General features: G+C 36.1%; 14 protein-coding genes, 5 tRNA genes and 1 riboswitch. Of the genes, 13 read left to right on the top strand and 6 right to left on the bottom strand.

Translation table 11 applies throughout. The features are described 5' to 3' along the window. Positions 1–27: 27 nt before the first annotated feature. From obgE to rsfS, 5 genes are read left to right on the top strand one after another with little or no spacing between them, the layout of a single operon-like run. On the top strand, positions 28–1,305 hold the full coding sequence (obgE, locus tag HMPREF1140_RS08695; RefSeq protein WP_009663503.1) for a GTPase ObgE: 1,278 nt from the start codon (positions 28–30) through the stop codon (positions 1,303–1,305). Positions 1,306–1,316: 11 nt separating this feature from the next. Continuing rightward, positions 1,317–1,613, top strand: a complete 297-nt coding sequence (gene yhbY / locus HMPREF1140_RS08690) for a ribosome assembly RNA-binding protein YhbY (RefSeq protein ID WP_009663480.1) — start codon at positions 1,317–1,319, stop codon at positions 1,611–1,613. 1 nt (position 1,614) lies between these two features. Continuing rightward, positions 1,615–2,223, top strand: a complete 609-nt coding sequence (gene nadD / locus HMPREF1140_RS08685) for a nicotinate-nucleotide adenylyltransferase (protein ID WP_009663477.1) — start codon at positions 1,615–1,617, stop codon at positions 2,221–2,223. Continuing rightward, positions 2,216–2,809: a bis(5'-nucleosyl)-tetraphosphatase (symmetrical) YqeK gene (yqeK, locus tag HMPREF1140_RS08680; RefSeq protein ID WP_009663437.1), complete on the top strand. Its 594-nt coding sequence runs from the start codon at positions 2,216–2,218 to the stop codon at positions 2,807–2,809. The genes nadD and yqeK overlap by 8 nt, the downstream gene beginning before the upstream one ends. Next, positions 2,810–3,148, top strand: coding sequence for a ribosome silencing factor (gene rsfS / locus HMPREF1140_RS08675; RefSeq protein WP_007592288.1), 339 nt, complete (start codon positions 2,810–2,812; stop codon positions 3,146–3,148). It begins immediately after the preceding gene. A 27-nt stretch (positions 3,149–3,175) separates the two neighbouring features. On the opposite strand, the gene HMPREF1140_RS08670 is transcribed toward rsfS, so the two are convergent. From HMPREF1140_RS08670 to HMPREF1140_RS08650, 5 genes are all read right to left on the bottom strand, one after another. Continuing rightward, positions 3,176–3,248 (bottom strand) — tRNA-Thr (locus HMPREF1140_RS08670). A gap of 39 nt (positions 3,249–3,287) precedes the next feature. Next, a tRNA-Glu gene (locus HMPREF1140_RS08665) sits at positions 3,288–3,359 on the bottom strand. Positions 3,360–3,384: 25 nt separating this feature from the next. After that, positions 3,385–3,456: transfer RNA gene (locus HMPREF1140_RS08660), tRNA-Glu, on the bottom strand. Between the two features lie 9 nt (positions 3,457–3,465). Next, a tRNA-Pro gene (locus HMPREF1140_RS08655) sits at positions 3,466–3,539 on the bottom strand. A gap of 10 nt (positions 3,540–3,549) precedes the next feature. After that, positions 3,550–3,620 (bottom strand) — tRNA-Trp (locus HMPREF1140_RS08650). A 114-nt stretch (positions 3,621–3,734) separates the two neighbouring features. Continuing rightward, positions 3,735–3,834, top strand: a riboswitch (TPP riboswitch). 26 nt (positions 3,835–3,860) lie between these two features. On the opposite strand from HMPREF1140_RS08650, the gene HMPREF1140_RS08645 reads away from it, so the two are divergent. The 4 genes from HMPREF1140_RS08645 to HMPREF1140_RS08630 are packed head-to-tail and all read left to right on the top strand — an operon-like array spanning position 3,861 to position 6,650. After that, positions 3,861–4,166 (top strand): thiamine-binding protein, encoded by a 306-nt coding sequence (locus HMPREF1140_RS08645; RefSeq protein ID WP_009663519.1) that lies wholly within the window; start codon positions 3,861–3,863, stop codon positions 4,164–4,166. After that, positions 4,156–4,920 (top strand): ABC transporter permease, encoded by a 765-nt coding sequence (locus HMPREF1140_RS08640; protein WP_035620194.1) that lies wholly within the window; start codon positions 4,156–4,158, stop codon positions 4,918–4,920. Before HMPREF1140_RS08645 ends, HMPREF1140_RS08640 begins: the two co-directional genes overlap by 11 nt. Next, on the top strand, positions 4,904–5,908 hold the full coding sequence (locus tag HMPREF1140_RS08635; RefSeq protein ID WP_009663473.1) for an ABC transporter substrate-binding protein: 1,005 nt from the start codon (positions 4,904–4,906) through the stop codon (positions 5,906–5,908). Before HMPREF1140_RS08640 ends, HMPREF1140_RS08635 begins: the two co-directional genes overlap by 17 nt. Beyond that, positions 5,889–6,650 (top strand): ABC transporter ATP-binding protein, encoded by a 762-nt coding sequence (locus tag HMPREF1140_RS08630; RefSeq protein WP_009663499.1) that lies wholly within the window; start codon positions 5,889–5,891, stop codon positions 6,648–6,650. The genes HMPREF1140_RS08635 and HMPREF1140_RS08630 overlap by 20 nt, the downstream gene beginning before the upstream one ends. Positions 6,651–6,702: 52 nt before the next feature. Here the strand turns inward: HMPREF1140_RS08630 and HMPREF1140_RS08625 are convergent, their stop codons facing one another. Continuing rightward, positions 6,703–7,548, bottom strand: coding sequence for a Rossmann-like domain-containing protein (locus HMPREF1140_RS08625; RefSeq protein ID WP_009663497.1), 846 nt, complete (start codon positions 7,546–7,548; stop codon positions 6,703–6,705). Positions 7,549–7,793: 245 nt separating this feature from the next. Between HMPREF1140_RS08625 and ung the strand changes: the two genes are divergently transcribed. The 4 genes from ung (at position 7,794) to HMPREF1140_RS08605 (ending at position 12,901) form a co-directional block, all read left to right on the top strand. After that, on the top strand, positions 7,794–8,471 hold the full coding sequence (ung, locus tag HMPREF1140_RS08620; RefSeq protein WP_009663492.1) for a uracil-DNA glycosylase: 678 nt from the start codon (positions 7,794–7,796) through the stop codon (positions 8,469–8,471). A 24-nt stretch (positions 8,472–8,495) separates the two neighbouring features. Next, entirely contained in the window at positions 8,496–9,329 is an 834-nt protein-coding gene (locus HMPREF1140_RS08615) for an undecaprenyl-diphosphate phosphatase (RefSeq protein WP_009663523.1), read from the top strand. A gap of 115 nt (positions 9,330–9,444) precedes the next feature. Then, positions 9,445–11,169 (top strand): ABC transporter ATP-binding protein, encoded by a 1,725-nt coding sequence (locus HMPREF1140_RS08610; protein ID WP_009663440.1) that lies wholly within the window; start codon positions 9,445–9,447, stop codon positions 11,167–11,169. A 1-nt stretch (position 11,170) separates the two neighbouring features. Continuing rightward, complete coding sequence (locus HMPREF1140_RS08605; RefSeq protein ID WP_009663515.1) at positions 11,171–12,901, top strand: ABC transporter ATP-binding protein; 1,731 nt, start codon at positions 11,171–11,173, stop codon at positions 12,899–12,901. Positions 12,902–12,915: the final 14 nt, after the last annotated feature.

The raw sequence follows: 12,915 nt of genomic DNA, 5'->3' as shown, positions 1-12,915 counted from the left end.
GGCCTTCTTTAATACAAAGAGGTATTTATGTTTGCTGATAGTGCAAAAATTTTTATAAAGTCGGGCAAGGGCGGAGATGGACATGTAAGCTTTAGAAGAGAGCTGTTTGTGGCTGCCGGCGGTCCGGACGGTGGTGACGGTGGAAAAGGCGGAGATATCATTTTTGAAGTGGATGAAGGTCTGAATACACTCACCGATTTTAGAATGAAGAGAAAATATGTGGCGGGAGACGGTGAGCCGGGTGGTAAGAGAAAATGCCATGGTGCTGATGCCAAGAGTCTGACGCTTAAGGTACCTGAGGGTACGGTAATAAAGGACTTTGAAACCGGCAAGGTAATTGCCGATATGTCAGGTGAAAATAAGAGAGAGGTTATTCTTAGAGGAGGTAAGGGTGGTTTTGGTAATATGAATTTTGCCACAGCTACCATGCAGGTACCTAAGTTTGCAAAGCCCGGTCAGCCCGGAAAAGAGATGTTTGTTCTCTTGGAGCTGAAAGTTATAGCAGATGTCGGTCTTGTAGGATTCCCTAATGTAGGTAAGTCTACACTTCTTTCAAGAGTAAGTAATGCAAAGCCGAAGATAGCAAACTATCACTTCACTACTCTCGACCCACATCTGGGAGTGGTAGATGTAAAGGGAGCAGGCGGCTTTGTTATGGCGGATATCCCCGGACTTATAGAGGGTGCCAGTGAAGGTGTAGGTCTCGGACATGACTTTCTTAGGCACATTGAGAGAACCAAGGTGCTTGTGCATGTAGTAGATGCGGCTTCTACTGAGGGCAGAGATCCGGTAGAGGATATAAAAACCATCATGAATGAGCTTAAGAGTTATGATGAGAGTCTTCTTGAAAGACCGCAGCTTATTGCCGCAAATAAAATAGATGCAATCTATGACGAAGAAAACAGTCAAATAGAGAGAATAAAGGAGGCTTTCCCTGACATTAAGGTCTTCCCTATATCGGGTGTAAGTGGAAAAGGTATACAGGAGCTTCTCTATGAACTGGTAAATGTTTTAAGTACAATCGACAGAACTGTTAAAGTTTTTGAGAAAGAGTTTGAAGTAGATTATTCAAGCGATAAGAATCTTCCGTTTACAGTTGAGATTGACGAAGACGGAGTATTTGTGGTAGAAGGTCCAAGAATTGAAAAGATGCTTGGATATACAAATCTGGATTCTGAAAAGGGATTTGATTTCTTCCAGAAATTCTTAAAGACATCAGGTGTTTTAGAAAAACTGGAAGAGGCAGGAATAGTTGATGGAAATACTGTTCGTATGTATGGCCATGAGTTTGACTATTATAAGTAAATAGGAGAAAAATGAATAGTAGACAAAGAGCATATTTAAAGGGACTGGCTATGAACCTTGACCCTATAATGCAAATAGGTAAAGCTTCTCTTACAGAGGAGAATGCGGCAGCTATTGCAGAGGCTATGGAGCCCAGAGAGTTAATAAAGATATCTGTTTTGAAAAATTGTGCCGACGATCCTAAAATAATTGCGGCTGAAATTGCAAAGCTTACAAGAAGTGAGGTTGTGCAGGTCATAGGAAAGAAGATAGTACTTTATAAACAGGCTGATGAGCCTAAGAACAGAAAGATAAATCTTCCGAAATAATATGAAGAAGATTGGTATTCTTGGAGGTACATTCGATCCGATACATTTCGGGCATTTGATACTGGCAGAGGGAGCAAAAGAGTTATGTAATCTTGATGAAGTGTGGTTTATGCCTGCAAAGACACCGCCACATAAGCTCGGTAAAAAGATAAGTGAATTTTCACTTAGAAAATCTATGATTGAATTGGCAATACAGGGACAAGACGGACTTTATTGTTCGGATTTTGAAAATACTTTAGAAGGTAATTCCTACACTTTCAATACTCTGGAAAAGCTTCAAAGTAAGTATATTGATGATGAATTTTACTTTATTATGGGTGCGGATTCGTTTTATGAGATAGAAACCTGGAAAAATCCGGATATTATATTAAAGATAGTAAAATTGATAGTGGCATCAAGGGATTACAGCAATGAAAATCTTACCTTGAAAAAGCATTTTGAGCATCTGAAAAGTAAATATGAGATTAAAGGTATTTACTTTTTGGATACTATGGATATTGATATTTCTTCAACTCATATAAGGGAATTGTCCGGAGCCGGAGAAAGTATTACAAAGTATGTTCCTGAGGATGTTTGCAGATATATAAAAGAGAATAAAATATATGTTTGATTTTAGTCGAGAAAATATAGACCTTATAAAGGCTGATTTGAAAGAAAAATTGTCGAAAAAAAGATATGAGCATACTCTTGGAGTGGCTTATACATCGGCTGCTTTGGCTATGCGCTATGGAGAGGATATTGTGAAGGCGGAACTTGCAGGTGTTTTGCATGATGTAGCCAAAGGAGAGAAGGTTTCAAAGCTTAAAGAGGATATGGACGGATTTATTGATCCTTATACCGATAAATCTTATGTTGCTTTGGTGTCAGATAAAGCGCCGCAAATCCTACATGCAATATATGCACCTTTTTTGGTAATGAAAAACTATAATATAGAAGATAAAGATATCTTGTCAGCTGTAAGATGGCATACAACAGGTAAAAAAGATATGAGTATGTTGGAAAAAATTGTATTTGTTGCAGATTATATAGAGCCTAACAGAAAACAATTACCGGGTCTTGATGAGATAAGAAAACTTGCATTTGAGGATATAACAAAAGCGATAGGAAGAATTGCAAATTCGACCATTGAGTATTTGAGCGGTCAGGATATGTATATAGATAAATTTACATATGAATTGAGAGATGAAGAGGTGTAGATGGAAATAAAAGAAATTGTAAAAAAGATTTATAATATAATTGACGATAAAAAAGGTGAAGATATCAAGGTTATTGATATAACAAAAGTAAGTTCTGTAGCGGATTATTTTATAATAGCCAGTGCAAATAATGTAAATCAGGTTCAGGCTATATCTGACGAGATTGATTTTATTTTGGGTAGAGAAGGAATTGTTCCGCATGCTATAGAAGGAAATAAGAATGCAACATGGATGTTGCTTGATTATAGGGATATTGTTGTTCATATTTTCCTTAGAGAAGACAGAGCTTTCTATGATCTTGACAGAATCTGGAGAGACGGAATAGAAGTGGAAATGTAAAAAAGCTGCCTTTTGGCAGCTTTTTTAAGCTCGCGATCGGACTCGAACCGACGACCTACTCATTACGAATGAGTTGCACTACCAACTGTGCTACACAAGCTTGTATATGAATAAAGGAAGAGCTTTACTCTTCCTTTAATGACCAATCCGGGAATCGAACCCGGGTTTGCGCCGTGAGAGGGCGCCGTCTTAGCCGCTTGACCAATTGGCCCTATAACGGGATATTTACTTTTTGATGACCAATCCGGGAATCGAACCCGGGTTTGCGCCGTGAGAGGGCGCCGTCTTAGCCGCTTGACCAATTGGCCTTATAAAAATCGAGGTGACAAGATTCGAACTTGCGACCTCAGCGTCCCGAACGCTGCACTCCACCAAACTGAGCCACACCTCGAGATTTAAAGCAGGGGAAGAGGGGCTCGAACCCCCATTTACGGTTTTGGAGACCGTTGCTCTACCATTGAACTATTCCCCTCTGTAAGGTACTTTGATACTATATCAGTTAAGCTCTAATCTGTCAACTAAAAGTTTTTATTTTTTATAAAAAAAATTTGATTGAATTTTTTTGGATTCGTATTATAATCAAAGTAAATATTTGAAGGGGTGCTAATACGGCTGAGAGAGGTTTTTACCTTAACCCATAACCTGATCCGGGTAATGCCGGCGTAGGAAAGAAAAAGACTGCCGTAGAGCAGTCTTTTTTTTGGAGGTAAATATGAATGCGAGTGTAGCTATACAGACATTACCTGAAGTATATGACAATGAAGAAATAGTGAGAATTGTTGATGAGGTAATAGCATATATAAAGAGCACAGGTTTAAAATATTATGTCGGTCCTTTTGAAACTACCATTGAGGGTGATTATGACAAACTTATGGATATAGTAAAGGAATGTCAACATGTGGCGATAAGGGCAGGTGCACCCGGGGTAATGTCTTATATTAAAGTAAGCTTTAAACCTGACGGAGACTTGCTTACAATAGACAGAAAGGTGACAAAACACCATACAGATGAAAAATAAAAGAGACAGTATATACCCGATCGGATTTGGTATTTTATTCTTGTTAATCTGGCAGATGCTTTGCAGCCTACAAGTAATACCGTCATATCTTATGCCTTCACCGATGCAGATAGTAAGGGCATTGACAGGAGATTTTTCATTGCTTATGTATCATCTTTTATATACATTGCTTGAAAGTATGCTTGGACTGACAGTAGGAGTGATGCTGGGGTTATTATTTGCATTGTTGATGGACAGATTTTCAAAACTTTATAAAACATTTTATCCGATTATTATAATCAGTCAAACAATTCCTACAATAGCCATAGCACCGCTTTTGGTATTATGGTTCGGATATGATCTTTTGCCTAAAATTATACTGATAGTACTTGTAACCTTTTTTCCTATTACGATAGGTGTACTTGAAGGCTTTAAAAGTACTGACAAAGATGAGATAAACCTATTAAAGTCCATGGGTGCAAGTGAATTTGATATTTATAAATTTATAAAGCTGCCTTCATCTATGGGAAAGTTTTTTGCGGCCTTGAGAATTTCGGCATCATACTCGGTAGTAGGAGGCGTGATATCGGAATGGCTTGGTGGATTTAGAGGCCTTGGCGTATATATGACAAGGGTAAGAAAGGCATATGCCTTTGACAAGATGTTTGCAGTGATAATTATTATATCTATACTTAGTTTATTATTATTAAAGGCAGTGGATTTATTACAGAAAATCTCCATGCCATGGGAGGAGAAACATGAAAAAAGTAATTAAGAATTTGTTTGTTGCATTAAGCGTAGGTGCTTTGGCTTTGGGAAGTACTGCCTGTGGTAGTAAAAAATCTACGGAAACAGACAGTAAAAAGCTGACTTTGGTACTTGATTGGACGCCGAATACCAATCATACAGGATTTTATGTTGCAATGGAAAAGGGATACTATAAGGATGCAGGAATTGAGCTTGAAATAGTTCAGCCACCTGAGGACGGTGCGGAAGTACTTGTTGCAAGCGGAAAGGCAAACTTTGGAGTATCATTTCAAGATACTATGGCAGGAGCGCTTTCCGGAGATAATGCTCTTCCTATAAAGGCGGTTGCAGCTATAACACAGCATAATACTTCAGGAATAATGTCAAGAAAGAATGACGGTATTACATCACCTAAGGGACTTGAAGGTAAAAATTATGCGACATGGGATATGCCGATAGAAAAAGCTATGTTAAAAAATGTAGTTGAAAAGGACGGGGGAGATTTCAGTAAGGTAAATCTCATACCCTCAACAGTTACTGATGAGGTATCTGCACTAAGCAGTAAACAGGTAGATGCTATCTGGGTATATTATGGATGGGCAGGTATCGCAGCCAATGTCAAGGGCTTTGAATTTGATTATTTTGCTTTCAAAGATATAAATCCTACATTTGACTATTATACACCTGTAATTTTCACAAATGATGATATGATAAAAAATGATAAGGATACAGTTAAGAGCTTTCTTGAGGCTACAAAAAAAGGATACGAGTTTGCTGCAGGAAATCCGAAGGAGTCTGTGGAAATACTCTTAAAGTATGCACCGGAGATAGATAAAAATCTTGCAATGGCATCTCAGGAGTATTTGTCGGCTCAATACATCGACGAAGGTACACCATGGGGATATATTGATGCAGACAGATGGGGAGAATTTTACAAATGGCTTAATGAGAACAATCTTTTAGAAAACCCTATAGATGAGGGAGCGGGACTTGATAATGAATTCATCACAAAATAGTGAGGTTATTTTAGAAGTAAGAAATGTAAGCTTCGGATATGATGAAAGGGAAATTATTTCAAATATAAATCTTGAGCTGAGGGATAATGAACTGGTTTCGCTTCTTGGAGTAAGCGGAAGCGGAAAGAGCACTTTATTTAATATAATAGCAGGCCTATTAAAGCCGGATGTAGGAAAGGTAATATATAGAGGAGAGGATATCACAGGTAAATCAGGTATTATAAGCTATTCATTTCAAAAAGACCTTTTGCTGCCTTATATGACGATAGAAGAGAATGTGGCACTTCCTCTTTTTATAAAAAAACAAAAGAAATCGAATGCATTGGTAAAGGCAAATGAAATGTTAAAAGAGTTTAAGCTGGATGCCTATGCAAAGAAATATCCTAAAGAACTCTCAGGAGGTATGAGGCAAAGGATTGCACTTATAAGGACACACCTTTTTTCAAAAGATGTTTCTTTACTCGATGAGCCTTTTTCTGCACTGGATGCCATTACAAAGGATGAGATGCATGACTGGTATATGAATATGAGAAGAAAATATAATACTTCCACTATATTTATAACTCATGATGTGGATGAAGCGATACTTCTGTCGGACAGAATTTATATTCTTGGAGACGGAGGTATAAAAACGGAGATAAAAATAGAAACCTCAGTAAGAGATAATTCTTTTAAGCTTACAAAAGAGTTTTTGGACTATAAAAAGTCTGTAATAGGCTGTCTTGAAAGCGGTAATACATAAAACCGGATATAAAAACACCCCGAATATTAAGTTATCCGGGGTGTTTTCGGGTTTAATTTACCTTTTTTAATTCATAAAGATCCATAACTTCAAATGTCTCAAAGTTTGGAATGGCGGCAAATGAACAGTCAAGATATGTCTTAGAGTCTTTCGCGTTCATACTGAAAATATAATTGAAACCTGATTCAAACAGATAGTCCGGTGACAGTTCACTGCTTGGACCGTATATTCCTTTTATTTTTGCTTTGGTGCAGGCATTTAATATATCAAGATAGGAGTTATTTACAAGTGTAGAACCTGACATAATAATTACATCCAGATCTTTAAGTACATCTGTGTGCTTTAGAGCATCTTCACCAAGATGGAAATAAATATTTTTCGGATAGACTTCCGTACTGTCCTTTGATATATGATAGCTTAAAATCTGCTTTTCAGGCAGTAGATCAAAGGCGTGAAATTCCTTACATTTGTTAAGGAAAAATCTGATATAAACACCATATCCTATAAGCCCTACCTTCATATCCTTTACATCATATTTAAAATTAAGACCTTCGCTACGTTCAATACCTCTGTCTTTTAGAAGCTCGACGGTGTTTAAAGGTTTGCTCATCAAATTGCTTAGCACTACAAGTATAGTACGAAGTGTCTCATCTTCCTTAAGTAAAAGTTCAACAATACATTGATCTAAAGGCTTGCCTATAAGCTCTCTTATGATAGACTCATATTCAGCTATAGGCTTTTCTTTTCCTATCCTAAGTGCAAAACTTATTTTTTTATTATTATCAATAGCCATTGCCCATTTGAATCCAAAAACAAATTCTTCCAAATTGGCTATGGGAATATCATATTTTTTATACAGAGCAAGATTAAGCTCCAGTATTCTTTTAATATCCTTCATAATTCTCCTTTATTGAAAGTAAATACATTAATATTAAAATGCATACAATTTACTGCTGCAAAATAATTATAAAGCAAAGTATATTGCTTGTAAATAGGTAAGACTAACTTCATAGAAGTTAATAAATTTTATTTGTTTAACATTAAATTAGCATAATTGACATTATTTAAAACCTTGTATAGGACAATTAGCTATGATAGAATAAACTATATACTTTAAAAAACGAAGTAATCGGGGTATTCTATATGAGTGAATTGACCGGAGAGTGGAAGGAAGTACTTAGCGGAGAGTTTAAAAAACCATACTACAGAAGTTTGTATGAATTTGTAAAAGAGGAGTACAGTACACATACTGTATTTCCACCGGCAGATAAGATATTTGAGGCATTACACCTTACACCTTTATCAAATATTAAAGTAGTGATTTTGGGACAGGACCCTTATCATGGAGAAAATCAGGCACATGGTTTATCTTTTTCAGTACCTAAGTCTCAAAAGAAAATTCCGCCATCTCTTGTAAATATATATAAAGAACTTCATGATGATGTAGGTACATATATACCTAATAACGGAAATTTGTTAAAATGGACTAATCAGGGCGTGCTTTTACTTAATACCATACTGACAGTAAGAGCTCATAAAGCCTTTTCACATCAGGGAAAGGGCTGGGAGAATTTTACAGATGCGATAATAAATATTATAAATGATACGGACAGACCTATTGTGTTTATGTTATGGGGAAGTGCCGCAATATCAAAAGCTAAGATGCTGAATAACCCTAAGCATTTGGTATTAAAGACTGTGCATCCAAGTCCGCTTTCCGCATATAGAGGTTTTTTCGGATGTAAACATTTTTCAAAAGCAAATGAATTTTTGATAAAGAATAATATATCGCCGATTGATTGGCAGATAGAGAATATTTAGAAGATAAATATGGAAAGGATTAGTATGAATATACTGGAGATACTCAAGGTCATAATTATCGGTATTGTAGAGGGTATAACAGAATGGTTGCCTATAAGTTCCACAGGTCATATGATTTTGATTGATGAGCTTATCAGACTTAATGCAAGCACAGAATTTAAATCAATGTTTATGGTGGTTATACAGCTTGGTGCCATTTTGGCTGTTGTGGTTTTATATTTTAAAAAGCTGAATCCGTTCAGCAGGGGTAAAAGTTCAAAGATGAGAAGACTTACCATTGAATTGTGGAAGAAGATTATTATTGCATGTTTGCCGGCTGCTATGCTTGGGTTTTTAATTGATGACTGGCTGGATGCACATCTCTATAACGGATTTGTGGTATCTATGGCACTGATTATATATGGTATTTTATTTATTATGATAGAAAATTCCAATAAAAAGAGGATTGACAGTATCAGAAGCGTTCATGCAATAGATTATCAGACCGCTTTATTTATAGGATTCTTTCAGGTGCTTGCACTTATACCGGGAACATCAAGGTCAGGGGCGACTATTATAGGCGGCATGATTTTAGGAGCTTCAAGAGCCGTATCGGCTGAGTTTTCTTTTTTCTTAAGTATACCGATAATGTTCGGTGCAAGCCTTTTGAAACTGGTTAAATTCGGTTTTCACTATACTGCAGCGGAAGTTGTATATCTTTTACTTGGAATGATAGTTGCATTTGTGGTATCTGTTTTCTCTATAAGTTTCTTATTGAACTGGATAAAGAAAAATGATTTTAAATTCTTCGGTTACTACAGAATCGGTCTTGGACTTATAGTGCTTGTATGGTATTTTGTATCATCTTTGATGGGATAAATTTCAGGCATATATTTATAATGAAAAACACATTATAAATATATGCCTTTTACTTTGACAATCTATTAAAAAAGCATTATCATAAAGAAATTGTATGCAAACAGATAGGAGGATTATGCTTAGACTGGTTAGATATTTAAAAGATTATAAAGTTGAGTCTGTTCTTGCACCATTATTTAAATTTTTGGAGGCGGCATTTGAACTTTTGGTACCGCTTGTTATAGCAAAGATTATTGATATCGGAATAGGAAATAAAGATTCAAATTATATTATAAAGATGGGAATCCTGCTTGTAACATTAGCTGTAATAGGGCTTACATCAGCTATAGTTGCACAGTATTTCAGTGCAAAGGCTGCAACCGGTTTTGGAACAAAACTTAGAGATGATTTGTTTGCCCATATTTTACAGTTTTCACATGCGGAAACTGATATACTTGGAAGAGAAACTTTGGTAACCAGAATAACAAATGACAGTGACCAGGTACAAAACGGTGTAAACAGATTTTTCAGATTGGTTTTGAGGTCGCCATTTATAGTTGCAGGTGCATTTATAATGTCTTTTAATATAGATGCTAAAATGTCACTGATTGCATTTATTGTAATATTAATATTATCAATAATAGTTTCACTCATAATGTCCAAGAGTATAGGACTCTATAGAAATGTACAAATAAAGCTTGATAAGGTACTTGGAAAAACAGGAGAAAATCTTACAGGTATCAGAGTGATTCGCGCCTTTTCAAAAGAAAGAAGTGAAGTCGGTGAATATGATATTGCGACAGAGGATCTCTACAAAGATCAGGTAAGGGTGGGAAATATATCCGCACTTTTAAATCCTCTTACTTATGTTGTAGTTAACTTAGGTATAGTAGCCATACTTCAGGCAGGAGGTATACAGGTAAATATAGGTAATCTCACTACCGGTCAGGTAGTTGCTCTTATAAATTACATGTCACAAATTCTTGTTGAGCTTGTGAAGTTTGCAAATCTCATAATACTTTTAGCAAAGGCAAGTGCATGCGCAAAGAGAATAAATGAAATATTTGATATTAAATCTTCGATAAATGGCGGTAACAGAGAGCTTGTCTTAAATGGTTTTGACGGAGATATAATAACTTTTGAAAACGTGGGATTTGCATATCCTAAATCAAAGGAGGAGGCGATTTCAGATATAACATTCTCTGTAAGAAAGGGAGAAACCATAGGAATAATCGGAGGTACGGGTTCAGGAAAGAGCTCTCTTATAAATTTAATTCCAAGATTTTATGATATAAGCAGAGGCAGTATAAAAATTGCGGGTAAAGATATAAAGGAATACACTTTAGATTCTCTAAGAAAAAATGTGGCTTTGGTTGAGCAAAAGTCAAGACTTTTTAGAGGAAATATAAGAAACAATCTGCTTTGGGGAGATGAGAGTGCAACTGATGAAGAATTGTATAAAGCCGCAGATATCGCTCAGGCTACGGATGTAATCAATTCCAAAGAAGGCAAGCTTGATTCTGAAGTTGCAATGTATGGAAATAATTTTTCCGGAGGTCAAAAACAGAGGCTTTCCATTGCAAGAAGTCTTGTGAAAAGAGCGGGAATACTTATACTTGACGATTCATCTTCAGCACTTGACTATGCCACTGATTCAAGACTCAGAAGGGCAATTAAGGAGATAAAAAATATTACAACTTTTATAGTCAGCCAAAGAATAGTTTCAATAAAAAGTGCCGACAGAATAATAGTACTGGATGACGGAAAAATTGTGGGTATCGGTACTCATGAAGAACTTTTGGAGAATAATCCTATCTACAAGGAAATATACAGTTCACAGATAATGACGGAGGAGGATTAAAATGAAGAAAAATAAAAATACTTTAAAAAGAATTTTAAACCTGCTGCATCCGTACAGATTCAGGATGTTTGTCAGTCTGATACTTGCTGTGGTCATCGTGCTTACAACTCTATATCTTCCGATACTTACAGGTAGAGCTGTGGATACAATTGTTTCAAAGGGAAATGTAGACTTTGAAAAGCTTATAAAAATTATTTTTACAATGATAATTATAATGTGTATTACAGCTGTAGCTCAGTGGTGTATGACCGCTATAAATAACGGAGTTGCATATCATATGGTAAGAGATATCAGAAATCAGGCATTTGCCAAGATAATGAAACTGCCTATATCATATGTGGATTCTACAAGTCATGGAGAGATAATAAACAGAGTTATAAATGATGTGGATCAGTTTTCCGAAGGACTTCTGATGGGATTTGCTCAGTTTTTTACAGGAATACTGACTATTATACTGACTATTATCATATTGTTTAAAATAAATGTATATGTTACATTGGTAGTTCTTCTTGTTACACCGCTTGCAATGTTGGTTGCAGGGCTTATTGCAAAGAATACTTACAAGCATTTCAAGTCACAATCGGAAAGAAGAGCAAGGATGACCGGTATAGTGGATGAAATGATTGCAGGACTTGGAACTGTGAAAAACTTCAACATGGAGAAGAAGATAGAAAACGAGTTTAGAGAATCCGATGAGGCGCTCAGGGTTGCAAGTCAAAATGCTATATTTATTTCGGCTATAGCATTTCCTGCTACAAGATTTGTAAACTCTTTAGTGTATGCAGGTGTTGCAATTTCAGGAGCATTGCTTGCAATTACAGGAAAAATGAGTGTTGGACAGCTTACTTCGGTACTCAGTTATGCTACTCAATATACAAAGCCTTTTAATGAAATATCTGGAGTTGTTACTGAACTTCAAAATTCATTTGCCTGTGCCGCAAGGGTATTTGCACTTATAGATGAAGAAGAGATACTTCCTGATAAGGATGTAAATAATAAGATTGAAAATGTAGACGGAAATGTGGAAATATCACATGTTTACTTTTCGTATGATAAATCAAAGAAACTTATCGAGGATCTTAACCTTGATGTAAAAGCCGGACAGAGAATTGCAATAGTGGGACCTACAGGAAGCGGAAAATCCACTATTATAAATCTTTTGATGCGTTTTTATGATATAGACAGCGGCTCTGTTAAGATAGAGGGCAAGAATATCAATGATATTACAAGAAAATCGATCAGAGAAAACTTCGGTATGGTTTTGCAGGAGACATGGTTAAAGAATGCTTCAATAAGGGATAATATTGCATTCGGAAAACCTGATGCTACATTTGAAGAGATAGAGGCGGCAGCCAAGGAAGCGTATGCAGACAGCTTTATAAAAAGATTACCTGACGGATATGATACAATAGTAACCGAAGGTGGTGAAAACCTTTCGGCCGGACAAAGGCAGCTTCTATGTATTGCAAGAATTATGCTTGTACTTCCACCTATGCTTATACTTGATGAGGCTACCTCAAGTATAGATACAATGACTGAAGCAAGAATAAGTAAGGCATTTGATAAGATGATGACAGGTAGAACAAGTTTTGTAGTTGCTCACAGACTTTCAACCATAAAAAATGCAGATGTGATTTTGGTACTTAAAGACGGTCATATAATAGAACAGGGAAATCATAATGAGCTTATGGAGATGAAGGGCTTCTATTATGAATTAAATAATGCAGTTTAAAATTAGAAAGAGGA

Source organism: Lachnoanaerobaculum sp. ICM7, assembly GCF_000287675.1.
Taxonomy (GTDB): Bacteria; Bacillota; Clostridia; order Lachnospirales; family Lachnospiraceae; genus Lachnoanaerobaculum.
This window is presented reverse-complemented; position numbering and strand designations above follow the sequence as displayed.

What these genes read in the sequence shown, in the direction of transcription:
- HMPREF1140_RS08635 (WP_009663473.1), top strand. Translation starts at nt 4,904, where the DNA reads ATGAAAAAAGTAATTAAGAATTTGTTTGTTGCATTAAGCGTAGGTGCT.
- HMPREF1140_RS08640 (WP_035620194.1), top strand. Translation starts at nt 4,156, where the DNA reads ATGAAAAATAAAAGAGACAGTATATACCCGATCGGATTTGGTATTTTA.
- nadD (WP_009663477.1), top strand. Translation starts at nt 1,615, where the DNA reads ATGAAGAAGATTGGTATTCTTGGAGGTACATTCGATCCGATACATTTC.
- yqeK (WP_009663437.1), top strand. Translation starts at nt 2,216, where the DNA reads ATGTTTGATTTTAGTCGAGAAAATATAGACCTTATAAAGGCTGATTTG.
- HMPREF1140_RS08630 (WP_009663499.1), top strand. Translation starts at nt 5,889, where the DNA reads ATGAATTCATCACAAAATAGTGAGGTTATTTTAGAAGTAAGAAATGTA.
- HMPREF1140_RS08610 (WP_009663440.1), top strand. Translation starts at nt 9,445, where the DNA reads ATGCTTAGACTGGTTAGATATTTAAAAGATTATAAAGTTGAGTCTGTT.
- HMPREF1140_RS08615 (WP_009663523.1), top strand. Translation starts at nt 8,496, where the DNA reads ATGAATATACTGGAGATACTCAAGGTCATAATTATCGGTATTGTAGAG.
- obgE (WP_009663503.1), top strand. Translation starts at nt 28, where the DNA reads ATGTTTGCTGATAGTGCAAAAATTTTTATAAAGTCGGGCAAGGGCGGA.
- HMPREF1140_RS08605 (WP_009663515.1), top strand. Translation starts at nt 11,171, where the DNA reads ATGAAGAAAAATAAAAATACTTTAAAAAGAATTTTAAACCTGCTGCAT.
- HMPREF1140_RS08625 (WP_009663497.1), bottom strand. Translation starts at nt 7,548, where the DNA reads ATGAAGGATATTAAAAGAATACTGGAGCTTAATCTTGCTCTGTATAAA.
- yhbY (WP_009663480.1), top strand. Translation starts at nt 1,317, where the DNA reads ATGAATAGTAGACAAAGAGCATATTTAAAGGGACTGGCTATGAACCTT.
- HMPREF1140_RS08645 (WP_009663519.1), top strand. Translation starts at nt 3,861, where the DNA reads ATGAATGCGAGTGTAGCTATACAGACATTACCTGAAGTATATGACAAT.
- ung (WP_009663492.1), top strand. Translation starts at nt 7,794, where the DNA reads ATGAGTGAATTGACCGGAGAGTGGAAGGAAGTACTTAGCGGAGAGTTT.
- rsfS (WP_007592288.1), top strand. Translation starts at nt 2,810, where the DNA reads ATGGAAATAAAAGAAATTGTAAAAAAGATTTATAATATAATTGACGAT.